This window comes from Massilia agilis (genome assembly GCF_024756255.1).
GTDB classification, from domain to species: Bacteria; Pseudomonadota; Gammaproteobacteria; order Burkholderiales; family Burkholderiaceae_D; genus Telluria; species Telluria agilis.
On sequence record NZ_JANUHB010000003.1, the window covers coordinates 517,166 to 534,992 of the forward strand.

Here is a 17,827-nt window from a genome sequence, read left to right on the forward strand (position 1 = left end):
CGTGATGCGTTGCGCGAAGGGGCGGCGACAGCCGTCATTTGTCCGGTGCGCGCGTTGCCAGCCACTCCTTGAGCTTGTCGTACACCTCGCTGCGGCTGAGCAGGTCGAGGTGATGGATACCGAACGCGATCCACTGCCGGGCGGCAGGAAAACGCAGGGTGCGCAGGGCGTCGGTGTGGCGGCCGAGCGCGGTGTCGAGCGGGATCACGCCGTCGCCTAGGAAGCGGTCGCGGATGTCGCCCAGCCGCCGTCCGGTGGTGCCGGCGATGGTGTAGCACTTTACCCCGCGCGGCAGCGGCACCGGCAGGCGCCGGTCGTCGGCCTGCTCGAAGCGGTCGCGGCCATGCCAGTCCTCGTCCACCAGGTTGCCGTAGCGTAGGTCGGTGATGCCGGCGCTGCGCAGGCGCGCCACCCGTGTCACCGGGGCGGCAAAGGCCGCGCGGCCGATCATTTCGACGAGCCAGTTGCCGTTGCGTTCGAGCGGGGCGCCGTGGTGCGGGGTGCCGAGGAACACCAGGTGCCTGAGCTTGCGGGGCCAGGCGTGGCGCGCCTTCTTGCCGTAGTGGCAGGCGCTGCGCGCGACCAGTCCGCCCATGCTGTGGCCGATGATCGCGATTTCCTCGACCTCGACCGGCCAGTTGGCCACGAGCTGTTCCAGCACCTGGGCCAACTCGCGCCCGTTGACCGAGATATGCCGGCCCGTGTTGTAGCTCAGGTAGAGCGCGGTGTAGCCGAGGTCGCGTTCGAGCGCCTCGCCGTGGTCGTGGTGGTTGCGGCGCCATTGCAGGTCGCAGCGGCACAGGCCATGCACCAGCACCAGCAGCTTGCCCGTGGCGCCCGGGATGTCGCGCGCCAGCGCTTGCCGCTGCAAATCGAGCGCCTGGCCGTGCCGGCGCAGGCGCATGGGAATGGCGAGCGGATTGGCGCCGTCGGCCAGCCGGTCGCCAAAGAAGCCGTTCAGCGCGGCCAGTACCGATTCGCGCTCGGGCGAGGACGGCCGGTGCCCCGGCAGCACGGCAGGCGCCAGCAAGCGGTCCACCCAGCGCCCGGCAACCGCGTGCGCCAGGCGTGCCCGCGCGTAGGCACTCGTGCCGAAGCTGCCGATCCGGCCGCGCGCCAGCCACCTGCCGGCCAGCGCCTTGTGCGTGTCTTCCACCAGGTCGAGCGCGGCGCCAAAGGCCGACAGGCCGATGCGGCCGATGCCGTGCAGGTCCGATCCGTGCAGGTGACGCCGCCAGCCGCCGTTATGGCCCGAGTTCCTTTCTTGCGCGTTCAATGTCCAGCTTCTCCATCGCGTCGTGCGGCTCGAGCGAAGCGGCCTGCTGGCATAGCAGCGCAGCTTCGGTCTCCTTGTCGCCGCCATCGAGCATGATGAGGGCATTCGCGTATTCGATGCGCGCGATTGCCGAGCGAACATTGATCTCAAGCGCGGTGCGGAAATGGCGCAAGGCCGCGTCGCGGCTGGCGCCGTAGGTCAGCTTGGCGACCAGCGCGCCGATCTTGTCGATGATCTCGGCATGGTAGACGCCGAGCGCGATGTGGGCGTCCGCATGGCGCGGCGCCAGTTCGAGCGTGCGCTCCAGGCTCTGGCGCACGCGGCCGGCAATGCCCTGCGCCAGTGCGGCCGCCACCGAGATGTCCTGCGCGTAGCGCCCCAGCGCGACCGCGTGCCAGTAGAAGCCGGCCGGGTTGCGCGGCTCCTGCTCCTGCTGCTCCTCGCAGCGTTCCGCCACTTCCAGCAAGCGGGCGCGCCGCTTCTGCACGCCGCCTTCGAGGTACACGGCATGGATGCAGGACGCCTTGTGCGCCGCCGCGTAGCCCTCGACCCCGGCGGCCAGCCCCTTGTGCGCCGCCTCTTCGAACTGGCCGGCGTGAAACGCGATCCACGCCTCGAGCACCTGCGGCAGCTGCGGGAACGGCTCGGCGTCGCCAAGGTGCAGTTGCGGCCACGCCCGTTTCAACCGGGCGGGCGTGTACACGTACGCCGGGTCGGGATAGGGAAACTTGGCCCAGGCCATCGCTTGCCTTTGTCGAGCCGGCTGGCGCTGTCAGTGCGAGGCCGGCCGTGCCTGGCGCTTGGCCGCCGCGCGCGCCCCGCCTTTCAGGGCCGCGCCCTTGGCCGCCAGCTTGGCCGCGGGTTTGCCGGGCGGCTTGGCGGCGCTTTTGGCGGCGGTCTTGCGCGCGGCCGGCTTGGGCGCCTGCATCTGCGTTGCCACCATTTGCTTGAGCTCCTCCACCTGGCGCTGCAGCGCTTGTACGTCATCGTGCGACGGCACGCCCAGGCTGCGCAGCGCGCGCGCCACCCGGTCCTCGAAGATCTTTTCGAGCTTGTCCCACGAGCCGCTCGCCTGGCGGCTCACGTTCTCGGCCAGCTTGGAGATCGTGCCGCCCGGGGAATAGCCCTTGTCGGGCTTGAGCCGTTCGGTCAGCTTTTGCAGCTCGCCGCCTTCCTGCACCAGCTTGTCGAACAGTTCGCTGCCTTCCTTCTGGGCGCGCGCAAACGCGCCAAGCCCGGCCACCCAGATTTGCTGGGCCGAGGTGAACACCGCGTCCACCAGCGCGTTCTGTTCCGGGTTTGCCGGTTCCTTCGCTTTCCTGACCATGTCGTTCCCCCCAAAAGTGCAATGCTGCGTGTGGATGATGTCCGCCTCATGCCACCGATGTTGCCGCCGGCGCCATGCGGGCCCGTTCTTCCTCGGCCACGACGCGCCGCAGGATCTTGCCGATGTTCGACTTGGGCAGCGGCTCGCTGCGAAACACCACGTACTTGGGCACCTTGTAGGGCGCCAGGTTGGCCTTGCAATGCTCGACAAGCTGCTCGGCGCTCAGGCTGGCGTCCTTGGGCACCACCACGATCTTGACCACCTCGTCGGAGTGCTCGTCCGCCGCCTTGATCGCCGCCACCTCGTACACGCCCGGATGCAGTGCCACCACGTCCTCCACCTCGCTCGGGAACACCTTGAAGCCGGAGACGATGATCATGTCCTTCTTGCGGTCCACCAGCTTGATGGTGCCGTCCGGGTTCATCACGCCCATGTCGCCGGTACGCAGCCAGCCGCCCGGCGCGAACACGTGGGCCGTTTCCTCGGGCATGTTCCAGTAGCCCTTCATGACCTGCGGGCCGCGCACGGCCAGCTCGCCCAGCTCGCCCAGCGCCAGCGCGCGGCCCTCGTCGTCCAGGATCGCGCATTCGGTTGACGGGATCGGCAGCCCGATAGTTCCGCTGTAATGCTTCAGGTCGAGCGGGTTGGCGCACACGATCGGCGAGGCTTCGGTGAGCCCGTAGCCTTCGATCAGCGGGATGCCGAAGCGCTGCTGCCAACGTTCGGCCACGGAGCGCTGCAGCGCCATGCCGCCGGCCACCGCCAGCCGCAGCGAGCTGGTATCCACATGCGCGAACGCGGGCGCGTTGAGGAGCGCGTTGAACAGGGTGTTCACGCCGATCAGGGCGGTGAAGCGTACGTGCTTGAGCTCGCGGATGAAACTGTGCAGGTCGCGCGGGTTGGTGACCAGGACGATGTGGGTGCCGATGCGGCACCAGGCCAGCATCGCGGTCAGTGCGAACACGTGGTACAGCGGCAGCGGGATGACGCCCACTTCCTTGCCCTCGGCCATGGCGGGCGCGACCCAGGCCGCGGTCTGCTCGACGTTGGCCACCATGTTGCCGTGCGTGAGCATGGCGCCCTTCGGCACGCCGGTGGTGCCGCCGGTGTACTGCAGGAAGGCCAGGTCGTGCAGGCCCGGCGCCGCCTCCTCCAGCTTCAGTTCGGCGCCGCGCTGGAGCGCCGCAGTGAACGGTACCGACCCCTTGATGTGCCACGGCGGCACCATGTGGCGCACGTGCTTGACCATCAGGTTGACGATCTGCGCCTTCGGGAACGGCAGCATGTCGCCCACGCGGGTGGTGATCACGTGGCGCACGTCGGTGTTCTCGATGACATCCTCGACCGTGTGGGCAAAATTGTCGAGCACCACGATCGCGCTCGCGCCGGAGTCCACCAGCTGGTACTGCAGCTCGCGCGCCGTGTACATGGGGTTGGTGTTGACGATCACGCAGCCGGCACGCAGCACGCCCAGGAGCGCGATCGGGTACTGCAGCAGGTTGGGCATCATGAGCGCGACGCGCTCGCCGCGGCCCAGGCCGAGCCCCTGCAGGAAGGCGGCGAAATTGCGCGACAGCGTATCCACGTCGTTCCAGCGGATCGTGGTGCCCTGGTTGGTGAAGGCCGGCAGGTGCCGGAAGCGCGCGCAGACCCAGCTGAACATCTCGTTGAGGGAGCCGAAGCGGTCCGCCTGCACGTCGGCCGGAATCCCGGGCGGGTAGCTGTCGAGCCAGAATTTGTGCATGCGAGCCTCTCGATGGATACCGGTGCGCGGTCAGGCGCCGTTGCGGCGCGCGCGAGCCGCGTGCAGCGGGCGGCTCGTCGAGAACGATGCGCCGCAGGCCCGTGGGCGGCTTTGATCTGGATCAGTGTCTCTCCCTTGCCGGCGAAGGGAGGCCGGCATGCGGGCGCTGTCTTAAGCACAGGCAGTCCGACATGACACGAGGAGATGACGATGGCAACGAGGCATACGAAAGCAGAGACGCAAGGAAGTAGCGCGCAGGCGCCGGCGCACAAAAAGGGCGATGGCGGCGCCACCGCGCGCGAGGTGCAGCAGGGCGTGGTGGTGAGCCTGTCGGCGCTGAACAACATCGAGGGCGACATCACTGCGCTGGTGCGCAAGGCGGTGTCCGATGCGCTGGGCACCGGTGGCGCGGCCGGCGGCGAGCTGGTGCAGGTGGTGCACGACGTGGTGGAGGGCACGATCCGCGCCAGCGAGCAGGTCGGCACCGGCCTGACGATCGCCGTGCGCAGCGTGGCCAAGGGCGTGATCGCCGGCGTGCATGACGTGGGCGGCGACGTGCTGGCGGCCTCGTTCGAAATGCTGCGCTCGCTGATCCGGGTGGCCGCCTCGCTGGGCGCGGACGTGGGCACGGTGGCGCGGCAGGCGATCGACGCGGCCGTCGAGGCGGCGCAGGAATCGGGCGGCAATGCCGCGCAGGTGGGCAAGCGCGGCATCGAGGGTGCGATCGAGTCGGCTGGCGAAATCGGCAACCTGGCGGTGCGCACGGTGCGCGATGTGCTGATCGGGATCGCCGGCAGCGTGGGGCAGACGATGGAGGCGGCCATGCCCATGCACCAGCCGGCCGGCGCGCAGGAGCAGGCGGGCAAGGCGCGACATCATTGACAGGGCGCTGGAGTGTTCGGCGATGTAGGGTGGGCAGGTCTCCTGCCCACGCGTTCAAACAGGGCACGCGTGACCTGAACGCGTGGCGGGAGACCGTACGACTTTTCAGGCCAGCGCATCAGTTCAGGCCCGGCATGCCGTATCTGAACGCGTGGGCAGGAAGACCTGCCCACCCTACGGTTTTGTCGGCCAGGGCATCAGCAGCACGGCCAGCACCAGGTGCTCGAATTCGGCGGCAAAGCGCTGTGCGAGCGCGGCCGGGTCGGGCACGCGCAGCGCATCGGCCACCAGCCCGAAACTGACCTGTCCGTTGTAGCTCAGGATGCTCGCGCCAACCCCGATGCCGCCCGCCTGCGGCACCCAGAACATTTGCTGCGCGACGCGTTTGCCGGCCAGGTAGCGCGCTTGGTCCTGGCCGTGCACGTTGGTCAGCACCAGGCTGGCGTTGGCCGCCAGCACGTCGAGCACGCGCTCGCGCACCGGCTGCGGGGCGACGCCCATCGCGGCCAGGATGCCAAGCGCAACCCATGGCTGGCGCGACTGCTTCAGTGCGTCCATGCGCCGGTGCACCTCGAGCACGCGCGCCACCGGATCGTCCACATCCACCGGCAGGTCGAGGAACACGAGGCCGAAGCGGTTGCCCAGTTCCACCAGCGGACCGGGCGGGCGCAGGTTCACCGGCACCAGCGCGCGGATACCGGCGCCGCCCAGCGCGTCGCCCGCGTCCAGCAGGTAGCCGCGCAGCGCGCCCGCCACGCAGGACACCAGCACGTCGTTCACCGAGCAGGCAAGCGCCGCCGCCACCGCCTTCACTTCCCGCAGCGCCAGCGGCGGCGCCCATGCCACGCGCTTGGCCACGCCGACCGTCCCCTTGAGCCGCGTGGCCGCGTCCGGCGTCATGGCGGCGATCAGGCCCGCCTGGACCAACAGGTCGGCGCCGGAGCGCGCCCGATCGAGCGCACGCAGCGGGTGTGCGAGCAGTGTGGCGCCGTCGCCGGCCAGCGCGAGCGTGGCGCGCACGGCGTCGCCCGCCGCCGACGTCACCGGGCCGAGCAGCCGCTCCAGCGCGCTGCGCTGTGGCGCTGGTGCGGACACGTCCCGCGGCGGCGCGCGCGGATGCGCGGGATCGGGGTCGAGCATGGTGTCGATCACGTGCAGCAGCGCGAAGCCGTCCGCATAGCAGTGGTGGATGCGCAGCACGATCGCGCTCCCATGCGGCAGGTCGACCAGGTGGAATTGCCACATGGGCTTGCCGGGGTCGAGCGGCCGGCTCACCAAGTTGCTCATCGCTTCCTGCAATCCGTCGCCCGCCGCGCCCGGCAGCGCCATGTGGCGCACATGCCAGCCAAGGTCGAAGTGGGGGTCCAGCTCCCAGCGCGGACTGGCATGCGCGCCGGCCACGCGCTGGCGCAGGCGATGGAAGCACAGCATGCGTTCGCGCACGAGTTGCCTGAAGGCGGACAGTCCGATGCGCTCGTCCAGCAGCATGACGCCGCAGATCATCATCCGGTTGGTCGGCCGGTCCATGCGCAGCCACGCGGCATCGACCGCCGTCAGCGCTTCGCCGGGCGCCGCCATGGGATTACAGGTGCACGCCGCGCAGCAGGTGCTGCATCGCGCGCAGCTCGGGCGAGGCTTCCTGCGCTGCCTCGGGCGCGCCGTCGGGCGACAGGCGGTACGCGGTGTTGAGCACGATGCGCGACAGCTGCGGCGTGGCCAGCTGCATCGCCATGCCCAGCGTGCCCACTTCGGTGGTGATGCGCACCGGCTTGCTGACGATGGCGCGCACCACGAACTGCGCCGCCTCGTCGGGCGTGAGCGCGGGCGCGTCGCGGTACACGCTGGTGGGGGCGATCATCGGCGTGCGCACCAGCGGCATGTTGATGGTCGTGAACTTGATGCCGAGGTCGGCATACTCGGCGGCGGCGCAGTCGGACCACGCCTCCAGCGCCGCCTTGGAGGCCACGTAGGCGGAAAAGCGCGGCGCGTTGGTCAGCACCCCGATCGAGGAGATGTTGATCACCTGTCCCGCGCCCTGCGCCACCATGCCCGGCAGCAGGCCCATGGTCACGCGCACCGCGCCGAAGTAGTTCAGCTGCATGGTGCGCTGCAGGTCGTGGAAGCGCTCGTAGCTGGCCTCCACCGGTCGCCGGATCGAGCGGCCGGCGTTGTTGACGAGGATGTCCACGTTGCCGTGATCGGCCAGCACCGCCTGCACGAAGCGCTCGCAGTCGGCGATGTCCGACAGGTCGGCTTGGTAGGTGTGCAGCTGCCAGCCTTTGGTGGCGAAGGCCTGGGCGGTTGCGGCCAGCTCGGCCGCGTCGCGCGCGCAGGTGAGGGTGACCGCGCCCGCGTCCGCGAGCTGGTGCAGGGTGGCCAGGCCAATGCCCGAGGTGCCGCCCGTGACCAGCACCACCTTGCCCTGCACCGCGCCACGCAGGCTGCGGTCGATGAACAGGTCGGGGTCGAGGTGGCGCTCCCAGTAGTCCCAGACGGCATTGGCATACTGTTCCAGCGGCGGGCAGGCGATGCCGCTGCCGGCCAGTGCCGCCTGCGCCTGGCGGTTGTCAAAACGCGTGGGCCAGTTGAGCAGCTGGGTGATGCCGTCGGGCAGGCCGAGGTCTTGCATGATCGCGTCGTGCGCGCGCTTGACCGGGCTGAGCGACGCCAGTCCCTTGCGCAGCCATTCGGGCAGCAGCGCGAGCAGGGCCGCGTTCACGCGCAGGCCCATTTGCGGCGCATGCGCGGCGCGCGCGAACACGTTGAGCGCGTCGCCCACCCGGCGCGGTGCGGGATCGGTGAGGTGGAAGGCCTTGCCGTCAAGCCCCGGCTGGTGCGCGATGTGGACCATGGCCTGCACCACGAAATCGACCGGCACGATGTTGATGCGCCCGCCCTCGATGCCGACCACCGGCACCCACGGCGGCAGCAGCGCGCGCACGCGCTGGATCAGCTTGAAGAAGTAGTAGGGGCCGTCGATCTTGTCGGTTTCGCCGGTGCGCGAGTCGCCCACCACCAGGCCGGGCCGGTACACGCGCCACGGTACCTTGCATTCGGCGCGCACCACCTGCTCGGATTCATGCTTGGTGGCGAAGTAGGGATGGCACAGGTTTTCTGCCTCGTCGAACATGTCTTCGCGAAAAACGCCTTCGAACATGCCGGCCACGGCGATGGAGCTCATGTGGTGAAAGCAGCCGGGCCGCAACGCATTGGCCAGCGCCACGGCATGGCGCGTGCCGCCCACGTTGGCCGCCACCTGCTCGGCCGCGCCGGCCCGCAAATCATAGATGGCGGCCAGGTGGAAGAAGTGGTCGAGGTGGCCCGCCAGCGCCTCGCGCTGCGCCGGCTCGATGCCCAGCCCGGGCTGGAGGATGTCGCCGAACACCGGCACCGCGCGCGCCGCATCGGCGTTCCAGAACGCGAACAGCGCAGGCAGCCGCTCGCGGCTTTGCGCGCGCACGAGGAACCAGACCTGGTTGCCGGGTGAGGCGAGCAGGGTGCGGATCAGGCGCTTGCCGATGAAGCCGGTGCCGCCGGTGACGAAGTAGCGCATTCCCCTATCGTTCCACTCGGCGTCTTGATCCGTCTGACCTGAATCAACGAGCGCGACACCAAGCGCACATTGTTGAATTATCATGGGCGCCTTACAACCTGAAACCTGGAGACGATCGATGAAAGCATGGGGTGTGCTGGTGTTGGGGCTGCTGGCGGCGGGAGCGGCGTGCGCGCAGGACGCGGTGCACTGCGGCTCGTGCGACGAATGGAACAAGCCGGTGGCGCCGTTCAAGGTGTACGGCAATACGTGGTACGTCGGCACGGCCGGGCTGTCGTCGCTGCTGGTGACCGGCCCGCAGGGCCATGTGCTGCTCGACGGCGCGCTGCCGCAGTCGGCCGCGCAGATCCGCAAGAACATCGAGTCGCTCGGCTTTCGCATCGAGGACGTCAAGCTGATCCTCAATTCGCATTCGCACTGGGACCACTCCGGCGGCATCGCCGCGCTGCAGCGTGCCAGCGGGGCGCAGGTGGCGGCCAGCGCCTGGAGCGCCAAGGAATTGGCCGTTGGAGCCAACGTGCCCGGCGATCCGCAGTACGATCCGCAGGACACGGTGCGCGTGGCGAAAATCGAGCACATCAGGGTGGTGGCGGACGGGGAAAGCGTGAAAGTGGGACCGCTCACGCTGACCGCGCACCTGACCCCGGGCCACACGCCCGGCTCCACGGCCTGGACCTGGCAGTCGTGCGAAGACAAGGTGTGCCGCAACATGGTGTACGCCGACAGCCTGACCGCCGTGTCCACCGACGGTTTCCATTTCACCGGCGACGCCAGCCACCCGGATATCTCGGCATCGTTCCGCGCCAGTATCGCCAAGCTTGGCGCGCTGCCGTGCGACGTGGTCGTGTCCACCCATCCGGGCTTTACCGACACCTTCGAAAAGCTGGCCGCGCGCACGCCCGGCCACAACACGTTCGTGCAAGGGGGCGGCTGCAAGGCGCTGGCGGAAGCGTCGGCACGCGCTTTCGACAAGCGCGTGGCGGCAGAACGCGCGGGGCGTTAGAACAGCGCTTGCAATGCCCTTGCCGCGGCGGCGGGATCCTCCGCAAGGTAGACGCTGCTGATGGCAGCCACCATGTCCGCGCCGCGCCGCACCAGCGGCGCCGCGTTCCCGGCAGTCATGCCGCCGATGACCACGACCGGCAGGTCCAGCGCCGCCTTGGCCTGCTCGACGATCGCCGGTTCGGTGGTCACCGGATACTTCTTGACCACCGACGGATAGAAACCGCCGAAGGCCACGTAGCTCGCGCCCGCCTGCCGTGCCGCCCGCGCCAGGCCAAGCTCCCCGTAGCACGAGGCGCCGACGATCTTGCCCGGCCCCAGCAGCGCGCGCACGTGCTCGACCTTGTCGTCGGTGCCGCCCACGTGCACGCCGTCGGCGCCGATCTGGCGGCACAGCGCCACGTGGTCATTGATCACGAGCGGCACGCCATGGCTGCGGCACAGTTCCAGCAGTGCCGCAGCCTGTTCCAGCCGCAGCGGCGCGTCCGCGTCCTTGTGGCGGTACTGCACCAGCGCAGCGCCGCCCTGCAGGGCACGGCCGGTGCACTCCAGCAGCCGCGCGGTGTCGTCCCAGTTCGGGGTGACGAGATAGAGGCCTCGCATCATGCGGTCCTTTCAGTCCATGGGTGTCGGTTGGGGATGAGCTGGCCGGGCGCGATGGCATAGGCCTGCTCGAGCGCCTGGTGGCAGTAGCGTTGCGCCAGGTCGAGCGCCGTTTCCATCGGCCGGCCCAGCGCCAGCTGGCCGGCGATCGCGGCGGCCAGCGTGCAGCCGCTGCCGTGGAACTGTCCCGGCAGGCGCGGCCACGACCATTCGCGCGTGCCATGCGGTCCGTGCCAGCGGTTGACGACGCGCGCGCCATCGGCATGGCCCCCGGTGACGAGGCGATGCGGGCACGCGACCGGCTCGAGCGCCTGCGCTTCCGGCAGGTTGGGCACGACCAGCGTCGCCAGTGCCAGCAGAGGGCGCAGCGCGGCCACGGCGTCGCCGCGGACCAGCGCGTCCCCGTGGCCGCTGGCCAGCACCGGGTCCAGCACCACCGGCAGCGACGGGTCTGCGGCGCGCAGCCGCGTGATCACTTGCGCGATCGCTGCGGCATTGGCGCCGCTGCCCGGAATGCCGAGCTTGACGGCCCCGATCGGCACCGCCTGCGCCAGCGCCTGCGCCTGGCGCAGCAGCAGCGCGGGGTCGACCGGCTCGACGCCGTGCACGCGGTTGTTGTCCTGCACGGTGAGCGCGGTCACGACCGGCAGCGCATGCGCGCCCTGGGCCGCGATGGCCTCGATGTCGGCCGCGATGCCCGCGCCGCCGGACGGATCGAGCCCGGCAAACACCAGTACCGACGGCCGCGCCGTGGCCGTCATGCCACGCGCCCGGCCATCGGCGAAGAGGGCGAGGCGGAGAAGCGGCGCGCCATGCGGCCGGCGAGGAAGGCCTCGCGCCCGGCCTCGACGGCAAGGCGCATGGCCCGCGCCATGCGCACCGGGTCCTGCGCCAGCGCGATCGCACTATTCATCAGCACGCCGTCGCAGCCCAGCTCCATGGCGATTGCGGCATCCGAGGCGGTGCCCACGCCGGCGTCGACCAGCACCGGCACCGTGGCCTGCTCGATGATCAGGGACAGGTTCCACGGGTTCAGGATGCCCATGCCCGAGCCGATCAGGGAGGCCAGCGGCATCACGGCCACGCAGCCGACCTGCTCGAGGATGCGCGCCTGGATCGGGTCGTCGCTGCAGTACACCATCACGTCGAAGCCGTCGCGCACCAGTGTTTCGGCGGCGGCGATGGTCTCGGGCATGTTGGGGAACAGCGTCTTCTCGTCGCCCAGCACCTCGAGCTTGACGAGCTTGTGCCCGCCCAGCAGTTCGCGCGCCAGCTGCAGCGTGTAGACGGCGTCCTTGGCGGTGTAGCAGCCGGCGGTGTTGGGCAGGATCGTGTAGCGGCTCGGCGGCACCACGTCGAGCAGGCTTGGCTCGTTCGGGTTCTGGCCGATGTTCACGCGGCGGATCGCCACCGTGATGATCTCGGCGCCGGCGGCCTCGGTGGCTTCGCGCGTCTGTTCCAGGTCGCGGTACTTGCCGCTGCCAACCAAGAGGCGCGAGCTGTACCGTTTGCCGGCGATGATGAGGGGCTTGTCTTCGCGGGTAGCGTGTTCCATGTGATCTCCATAATTTCGGTCATTGGTAGGGTGGGCTCTCGAGCCCACGCCGTGTCATGCGGCGCGTATCGCAGCGTGGGCATGAATGCCCACCCTACGGGCCGCGTGCCGTTTCAGCCGCCGCCGATGGCGCGCACCAGGTCGACCTTGTCGTGGTCCTGCAGCGTGCATGCGTGCCAGCGGCTGTGCGGCACCACGTTGCGGTTCACCGCCAGCGCCACCATCTGGCCGGCCACGCCGAGCGATTCGGCCAGGTCGAGCAGGGTGGCGCCGGCCAGCCGGTGCGGCGCGCCATTGAGTTCGATTTCCAGCATCGCCCGGCTCACTGCTTCTGGTACAGCTCGGCGCCGCGCTTGACGAATTCGACCGCCTTGACCTGCATCCCCTGCGCCAGCGCCGCGTCCTCGGCAATGCCCTGGCTGGCCGCAAAGTCGCGCACTTCCTGGGTGATCTTCATGGAGCAGAAGTGCGGGCCGCACATCGAGCAGAAGTGGGCCACCTTGGCCGACTCCTTGGGCAGCGTCTCGTCGTGGAATGCGCGCGCCTTGTCCGGGTCCAGGCCCAGGTTGAACTGGTCCTCCCAGCGGAACTCGAAGCGCGCCTTGGACAGCGCGTTGTCGCGGATCTGCGCGCCGGGGTGGCCCTTGGCCAGGTCGGCCGCGTGCGCAGCCAGCTTGTAGGTGATGATGCCGTCCTTGACGTCGTTCTTGTCCGGCAGGCCCAGGTGCTCTTTCGGCGTCACGTAGCACAGCATCGCGGTGCCGTACCAGCCGATGGTGGCCGCGCCGATGCCCGAGGTGATATGGTCATAGCCTGGCGCGATGTCGGTGGTGAGCGGCCCGAGCGTGTAGAACGGCGCTTCGTGGCACTGCTCCAGCTGCAGGTCCATGTTCTCCTTGATCATGTGCAGCGGCACGTGGCCCGGGCCCTCGATCATCACCTGCACGTCGTGCTTCCACGCGAGCTGGGTCAGCTCGCCCAGCGTCCTGAGCTCGGCCAGCTGGGCCTCGTCGTTGGCGTCGTAGATCGAGCCCGGGCGCAACCCGTCGCCCAGGCTGAACGCCACGTCGTAGGCCTTCATGATCTCGCAGATCTCTTCGAAGTGCGTGTACAAAAACGACTCCTTGTGGTGCGCCAGGCACCACTTGGCCATGATCGAGCCGCCGCGCGAGACGATACCGGTCATGCGGCTGGCCGTCATGGGAACGTAGCGCAGCAGCACGCCGGCGTGGATGGTGAAGTAGTCCACGCCCTGTTCGGCCTGCTCGACCAGCGTGTCACGGTAGATCTCCCAGGTCAGGTCCTCGGCCTTGCCGTTGACCTTTTCCAGCGCCTGGTACAGCGGCACGGTGCCGATCGGGACCGGGCTGTTGCGGATGATCCACTCGCGCGTTTCGTGGATGTGCTTGCCGAGGTGACCGCCGAATTGCCGATGTTCGCGTTCACCTTGACCAGGAAATTGCGGCCGATGATCATCGGCTCGCTCTCGGGATGGTTGATGTTGGCGGGGATGATGGCGCGCCCGCGTGCCAACTCCGAACGCACGAATTCGGGCGTGATCTCGGCCGGGATCGCGGCGCCGAACGACTGGCCCGGGTGCTGGCGCCCCAGCATCTGAGCCATGCGCTTGCCGGCCGGGCCGGCCGCTTCCAGGCTGGCCAGGTACTCCTTGCGGCGCAGGTTTTCGCGCAGCGCCACGTATTCCATCTCCGGCGTGATGATGCCCTGGCGCGCGTAGTGCATTTGCGTGACGTTGCGCCCGGCCCGGGCGCGGCGCGGCTTGCGCTGCAGGTCAAAGCGCAGCGCGGCCAGCTTCGGGTCGTTCAGGCGCTCGATGCCGTAGGCGGAACTGGGGCCGGGCAGCTCTTCGGTGTCGCCGCGCTCGGCGATCCACGGCGTGCGCGGGCAGCCCAGGCCGCGGCGGATGTCGATGCTGGCCGCCGGGTCGGTGTACGGGCCGGAGGTGTCGTACACGTAGATCGGCGGATTGGGCTCGCCGCCGAAGGCTGCGGCGGTGTCGGCCTGGCGGATCTGGCGCATCGGCACCCGCAGGTCGGGGCGGCTGCCTTCGATGTAGACCTTGCGCGAATTGGGCAGGGGCGTCACGGCCGCCGCATCGACGGCGGCGGTGGCGGACAGGAATTGAGGCTCGGCGTTCAATGTTCACTCCCAGTGTGGTGGCTGAACTGCACGGGCCAACGGGGGAGTGCGGGAACACAGGCGTGCGCGGACGGCACTGGTGCCCAGTAGCTTCCCTTCGCTGGCATTATCCAGATCAGGTTCGGAGGGTATTTCTCACCCGCGTGCCGCTGTCACGGCGCGCAGGACCCCTAGCGTTGTGTCACCTTGCGGTGATCGGGCCGGAGTGTACGCGCCTTTCGGGGGATTGGCAAAGCTTTCAGCGGGGCCGCTGGTTTGGTGCGATACTGTTGGCCCCAAATTCGAGAGACCTGCGATGGCGATCCTTTCCGAACTGACCCTGTATCCGATCAAGTCCTGCGCCGGCATGCCGGTGCAGGAGGCCGTGGTCACCGATGCCGGCCTGTTCGCGGCCGGCGTGCACGATCGCGAGTGGATGGTGGTGTCGCCCGATGGCCAGTTCATGACCCAGCGCGAGCATCCGCGCATGGCGCTGGTGGCGCCGCGGCCGGACGGCAGGCAGCTCTACGTGAGCGCACCCGGCGCGGCCCGGCTGGTGCTTGGCCTGGACGAGCCGGACGGCGCGCCGGTGCCGGTGCGGATCTGGGACGACACGGTCACGGCCGCCGACTGCGGCGACGCGGCCGCAGGCTGGTTCTCGCAGGTGCTGGGCAGCCCCTGCCGGCTGGTGCGCTTCCGGCGCGACGCAGTGCGCCTCACCAGCACCAAATGGACCGGCGGCGTACCGGCGCAAACCCGCTTCGCCGATGGCTACCCGCTGCTCCTGATCGGCGCCGCATCGCTGGCGGACCTGAACGAGCGCATGGTGGCAGCCGGGCGCGCGCCGCTGCCGATGAACCGTTTTCGTCCCAACCTCGTGGTCGATGGCATCGAGCCGTACGACGAGGACTTCCTGGCCTCGCTCGACGCCGGCGGCCTGGTCATCAAGCCGGTCAAGCCCTGCGCGCGCTGCCCGATCCCGTCGATCGACCAGGCCACCGGCGTCGCCGGGCCGGACCCGCTCGACATCCTGCTCACTTACCGCGCCAACCCGCGCATGGATGGCGCGGTCTGCCTTGGCATGAACTGCATCGTGGTCGCCGGCGCCCAGGGCGTGCTGCGGGTCGGCCAGCACCTGGAAGCCGAGCTCGACTTCTGAGCGCCGCGCAAGGCTCAGTTTGACAGCCGCGCCCTGAGCGGGGTACAAGCCCTGTCTCGACCTCTCGCAGGGCAGGCATATGAGCAGCGAGCAAACCGAAGTATCCACCAGCCAGGCGCGCCTGGCGCCGGTCGTCGGGCCGGCCTCGTTCGGCCTGGCGGTGATGGGCGGCGACCTGAAGATCCGTTCCGCCAACCAGGCGTTCCTGGCCCGCGCCGGGGCCAGCGCCGAGCAGGCGACCGGCATGCCGCTGGCGTCGTTCTTCGGTCCCGATACCGATCCGGCCTGCGTGCACGAACTGAACGAGGCGGTCCATTGCCGGCGCGAGTGTTCGGGCAAGGTCCGCTTCAAGGGGCCGGAGGGCGCCGACTTTCCGGCCGAGCTGTCGATCATCCCGGTGTGCGAGGATGGCCAGCTGCAGCACTACGTCGTGGTCCTGCGCGACCTGCACGACACCGAGGAAGCGCAGGCCCTGCTGGACGCGACCAGCAGGCGTTTCCAGGGCCTGCTCGAGCACCTGCCCGCCGGCGTGGTCGTGCACGGCAGCGATTCGCGCATACTGGCGGTCAATGCGCGCGGCGCCGCGCTGCTGGGCGCCAGCCAGAGCGACCTGGTCAAACGCAGCGCCTACGACGACTGGTCCCTGCTGCGCGAAGACGGCAGCCGCATGACGCCGCACGAATACCCGGTCTGCCGCACGCTGCAAGAGCGCCGCAATATGTCCGACCTGCTGGTGGGCATCGACCGTGACGGCAACGCCGAACCGGCATGGTTGATGTGCAACACCTACCTGGTGTGCGAGGACGGCAGCGAGCTGTCCGAGGTCGTGGTCTGCTTTACCGATTGCACCAAGCTCAAGCGAACCGAGCGCGCGCTGCACAAGTCCGAGGAGCGGCTGCGCCTGGTGCTGCAGGGATCCACCGACGCGCCGTGGGACTGGAACCTGCGCACCGGCGAGCTGTACTATTCGCCGCGCTGGTGGGAGATGGTCGGGCGCGTGCCCGGCGAGTTGCCGGAAGACGCGGCGCTGTGGCTGCGCCTGGCCCATCCGGACGATGCGCCGCGGGTGCGCGCCGAGTTCGACCAGGTGCTGGCCGGCACCGGCAGCTCGTACGAGATCGAGTTCCGCCTGCAGCACAAGGACGGGCACCACGTGCCGGTGCTCTCGCGCGGGATGATCTTGCGCGACCAGCAAGGCAGGCCGCTCCGGGTGTCGGGCACCAACACCGACCTCACCGAGCGCAAGCAGGCCGAGCACAACATCCACCAGCTGGCGTATTTCGACTTCCTGACCGGGTTGCCGAACCGACGCTTCCTGATGGACGAATTGCAGCGCCTGCTCAGCCGCAGCGCGCGCAGCGGCCAGCTGGGCGCGCTGCTGTTCCTCGACCTGGACAACTTCAAGATGCTCAACGACACGCTCGGCCACGAAACCGGCGACCTGTTGCTGCGCCAGGTCGCGTACCGGCTGCGCCACGCGGTGCGCGATTCGGACTGCGTGGCCCGGCTGGGCGGCGATGAGTTCGTGCTGCTGCTGGACTGCCTGGGGAAAAACCGGCAGGCGGCCGCCAACGAGGCTGGCACCGTGGCCGGCAAGGTGCTGGCGGCCTGCGACGAGGCGTATGCGCTGCCGGCGGGCGCCTACCGCAGCACGCCCAGCATCGGCATTGCGATGTTCGACGCGCGCAGCGCCAGCGCCGACGTGGTGCTGCGCCAGGCCGACCTGGCGATGTACCAGGCCAAGGCGGCCGGGCGCAACACGCTGCGCTTCTTCGACCCGGCCATGCAGTCCAGCATCGACCGTCGCTACAGCATGGAGCATGACCTGCGCCAGGGCATTCAACGCAACGAGTTCAGGCTCTATTGCCAGCCGCAGTTCGACGCGGCCGGCGAGCTGGCCGGCGGCGAGGTGCTGCTGCGCTGGCAGCGGGCCGGGCACGGGCTGGTCGGCCCGTCGGAGTTCATCGGCCTGGCCGAAGCCACCGGCCTGGTGCGCGCGCTGGGCCAGTGGGTGCTGCGCGAAACCTGCGCGCGCCTGGCGGCGTGGTCCGGCCATCCGCGGCTGGGCAAGGTGACGCTGGCCGTGAACGTGAGCGCGCAGCAGCTGCACATGCCCGACTTCCCCGCGCAGGTGCTGGCCACGGTGCGCGAGACCGGCGCCGATCCGGCCCGGCTGGGCCTGGAGCTGACCGAAAGCGTGCTGGCCGAAAACCTCGACGACGCGATCGCCAAGATGGAGTGCCTGGAGCGCGACGGCGTGCGCTTCTCGATCGACGACTTCGGCACCGGCTATTCCTCGCTCAGCTACCTGAAGCGCTTTCCGCTCGAAACGCTCAAGATCGACCGTTCGTTCGTCCACGACATCCATACCGACCCGGACGCCGCCGCCATCGTCGAAGTCATCATCACGCTGGCGCGCAAGCTGGGCCTGAAAGTGACAGCCGAAGGCGTGGAGCAGGAGGAGCAGCGCCAGTTCCTGGAGGCCGGCGGCTGCGACCGCTTCCAGGGCTTCCTGTTCGGCCAGCCGCTGGCAATGGACGAATTCGAGCGGGTGTTCAGCGCCTAGCGCGCCCGCTTCCGTTAAAAA

At 69.4% G+C, this 17,827-nt stretch carries 14 protein-coding genes, 1 pseudogene and 1 riboswitch; of the genes and pseudogenes, 4 read left to right on the forward strand and 11 right to left on the reverse strand.

The window, feature by feature from the left end; all coding sequences use genetic code 11:
* Window positions 1-34: 34 nt before the first annotated feature.
* The 4 genes from NX774_RS15950 to NX774_RS15965 are packed head-to-tail and all read right to left on the reverse strand — an operon-like array spanning window position 35 to window position 4,347.
* Window positions 35-1,276 carry a PGAP1-like alpha/beta domain-containing protein gene (locus NX774_RS15950; protein ID WP_258823218.1) on the reverse strand — a complete coding sequence of 414 codons (1,242 nt, stop codon included), beginning with the start codon at window positions 1,274-1,276 and terminating at the stop codon, window positions 35-37.
* Complete coding sequence (locus NX774_RS15955) at window positions 1,245-2,018, reverse strand: tetratricopeptide repeat protein (RefSeq protein WP_258823219.1); 774 nt, start codon at window positions 2,016-2,018, stop codon at window positions 1,245-1,247. Before NX774_RS15955 ends, NX774_RS15950 begins: the two co-directional genes overlap by 32 nt.
* Before the next feature lie 30 nt (window positions 2,019-2,048).
* Entirely contained in the window at window positions 2,049-2,603 is a 555-nt protein-coding gene (locus NX774_RS15960; RefSeq protein WP_258823220.1) for a phasin family protein, read from the reverse strand.
* 46 nt (window positions 2,604-2,649) lie between these two features.
* Entirely contained in the window at window positions 2,650-4,347 is a 1,698-nt protein-coding gene (locus NX774_RS15965; protein ID WP_258823221.1) for an AMP-binding protein, read from the reverse strand.
* Window positions 4,348-4,557: 210 nt separating this feature from the next.
* On the opposite strand from NX774_RS15965, the gene NX774_RS15970 reads away from it, so the two are divergent.
* Window positions 4,558-5,229 (forward strand): hypothetical protein, encoded by a 672-nt coding sequence (locus NX774_RS15970; protein WP_258823222.1) that lies wholly within the window; start codon window positions 4,558-4,560, stop codon window positions 5,227-5,229.
* Window positions 5,230-5,403: 174 nt separating this feature from the next.
* Here NX774_RS15970 and NX774_RS15975 read toward each other — a convergent pair whose 3' ends face one another.
* Window positions 5,404-6,807: a wax ester/triacylglycerol synthase family O-acyltransferase gene (locus NX774_RS15975; RefSeq protein ID WP_258823223.1), complete on the reverse strand. Its 1,404-nt coding sequence runs from the start codon at window positions 6,805-6,807 to the stop codon at window positions 5,404-5,406.
* Window positions 6,808-6,811: 4 nt separating this feature from the next.
* A complete protein-coding gene (locus NX774_RS15980; protein WP_258823224.1) occupies window positions 6,812-8,782 on the reverse strand; it encodes an SDR family oxidoreductase in 1,971 nt (656 codons plus the stop codon).
* 118 nt (window positions 8,783-8,900) lie between these two features.
* Here NX774_RS15980 and bla point away from each other — a divergent pair, with 118 nt between their 5' ends.
* On the forward strand, window positions 8,901-9,785 hold the full coding sequence (gene bla, locus NX774_RS15985) for a subclass B3 metallo-beta-lactamase (protein WP_258823225.1): 885 nt from the start codon (window positions 8,901-8,903) through the stop codon (window positions 9,783-9,785).
* Here the strand turns inward: bla and thiE are convergent.
* The 5 genes and pseudogenes from thiE to thiC form a co-directional block, all read right to left on the reverse strand.
* Window positions 9,782-10,387 carry a thiamine phosphate synthase gene (gene thiE / locus NX774_RS15990; protein WP_258823374.1) on the reverse strand — a complete coding sequence of 202 codons (606 nt, stop codon included), beginning with the start codon at window positions 10,385-10,387 and terminating at the stop codon, window positions 9,782-9,784. The two genes, bla and thiE, sit on opposite strands and share 4 nt — an antisense overlap.
* Entirely contained in the window at window positions 10,387-11,148 is a 762-nt protein-coding gene (gene thiD, locus NX774_RS15995) for a bifunctional hydroxymethylpyrimidine kinase/phosphomethylpyrimidine kinase (RefSeq protein ID WP_258823226.1), read from the reverse strand. Before thiD ends, thiE begins: the two co-directional genes overlap by 1 nt.
* Window positions 11,145-11,942, reverse strand: coding sequence for a thiazole synthase (locus NX774_RS16000; protein WP_258823227.1), 798 nt, complete (start codon window positions 11,940-11,942; stop codon window positions 11,145-11,147). The genes thiD and NX774_RS16000 overlap by 4 nt, the downstream gene beginning before the upstream one ends.
* Before the next feature lie 113 nt (window positions 11,943-12,055).
* Window positions 12,056-12,256, reverse strand: coding sequence for a sulfur carrier protein ThiS (gene thiS / locus NX774_RS16005; RefSeq protein ID WP_258823228.1), 201 nt, complete (start codon window positions 12,254-12,256; stop codon window positions 12,056-12,058).
* An 8-nt stretch (window positions 12,257-12,264) separates the two neighbouring features.
* Window positions 12,265-14,102 (reverse strand): annotated as a pseudogene (gene thiC / locus NX774_RS16010) (phosphomethylpyrimidine synthase ThiC).
* Window positions 14,103-14,177: 75 nt separating this feature from the next.
* A riboswitch (TPP riboswitch) is annotated at window positions 14,178-14,284 on the reverse strand.
* Window positions 14,285-14,397: 113 nt separating this feature from the next.
* Here thiC and NX774_RS16015 point away from each other — a divergent pair.
* Both NX774_RS16015 and NX774_RS16020 read left to right on the forward strand, forming a co-directional pair.
* Window positions 14,398-15,240 (forward strand): MOSC domain-containing protein, encoded by an 843-nt coding sequence (locus NX774_RS16015; protein WP_258823229.1) that lies wholly within the window; start codon window positions 14,398-14,400, stop codon window positions 15,238-15,240.
* A gap of 79 nt (window positions 15,241-15,319) precedes the next feature.
* Window positions 15,320-17,806: a sensor domain-containing protein gene (locus NX774_RS16020; protein WP_258823230.1), complete on the forward strand. Its 2,487-nt coding sequence runs from the start codon at window positions 15,320-15,322 to the stop codon at window positions 17,804-17,806.
* Window positions 17,807-17,827: the final 21 nt, after the last annotated feature.

What these genes read in the sequence shown, in the direction of transcription:
- NX774_RS15955 (WP_258823219.1), bottom strand. Translation starts at nt 2,018, where the DNA reads ATGGCCTGGGCCAAGTTTCCCTATCCCGACCCGGCGTACGTGTACACG.
- NX774_RS15960 (WP_258823220.1), bottom strand. Translation starts at nt 2,603, where the DNA reads ATGGTCAGGAAAGCGAAGGAACCGGCAAACCCGGAACAGAACGCGCTG.
- NX774_RS15965 (WP_258823221.1), bottom strand. Translation starts at nt 4,347, where the DNA reads ATGCACAAATTCTGGCTCGACAGCTACCCGCCCGGGATTCCGGCCGAC.
- NX774_RS15970 (WP_258823222.1), top strand. Translation starts at nt 4,558, where the DNA reads ATGGCAACGAGGCATACGAAAGCAGAGACGCAAGGAAGTAGCGCGCAG.
- NX774_RS15975 (WP_258823223.1), bottom strand. Translation starts at nt 6,807, where the DNA reads ATGGCGGCGCCCGGCGAAGCGCTGACGGCGGTCGATGCCGCGTGGCTG.
- NX774_RS15980 (WP_258823224.1), bottom strand. Translation starts at nt 8,782, where the DNA reads ATGCGCTACTTCGTCACCGGCGGCACCGGCTTCATCGGCAAGCGCCTG.
- bla (WP_258823225.1), top strand. Translation starts at nt 8,901, where the DNA reads ATGAAAGCATGGGGTGTGCTGGTGTTGGGGCTGCTGGCGGCGGGAGCG.
- thiE (WP_258823374.1), bottom strand. Translation starts at nt 10,387, where the DNA reads ATGCGAGGCCTCTATCTCGTCACCCCGAACTGGGACGACACCGCGCGG.
- thiD (WP_258823226.1), bottom strand. Translation starts at nt 11,148, where the DNA reads ATGACGGCCACGGCGCGGCCGTCGGTACTGGTGTTTGCCGGGCTCGAT.
- NX774_RS16000 (WP_258823227.1), bottom strand. Translation starts at nt 11,942, where the DNA reads ATGGAACACGCTACCCGCGAAGACAAGCCCCTCATCATCGCCGGCAAA.
- thiS (WP_258823228.1), bottom strand. Translation starts at nt 12,256, where the DNA reads ATGCTGGAAATCGAACTCAATGGCGCGCCGCACCGGCTGGCCGGCGCC.
- NX774_RS16015 (WP_258823229.1), top strand. Translation starts at nt 14,398, where the DNA reads ATGGCGATCCTTTCCGAACTGACCCTGTATCCGATCAAGTCCTGCGCC.
- NX774_RS16020 (WP_258823230.1), top strand. Translation starts at nt 15,320, where the DNA reads ATGAGCAGCGAGCAAACCGAAGTATCCACCAGCCAGGCGCGCCTGGCG.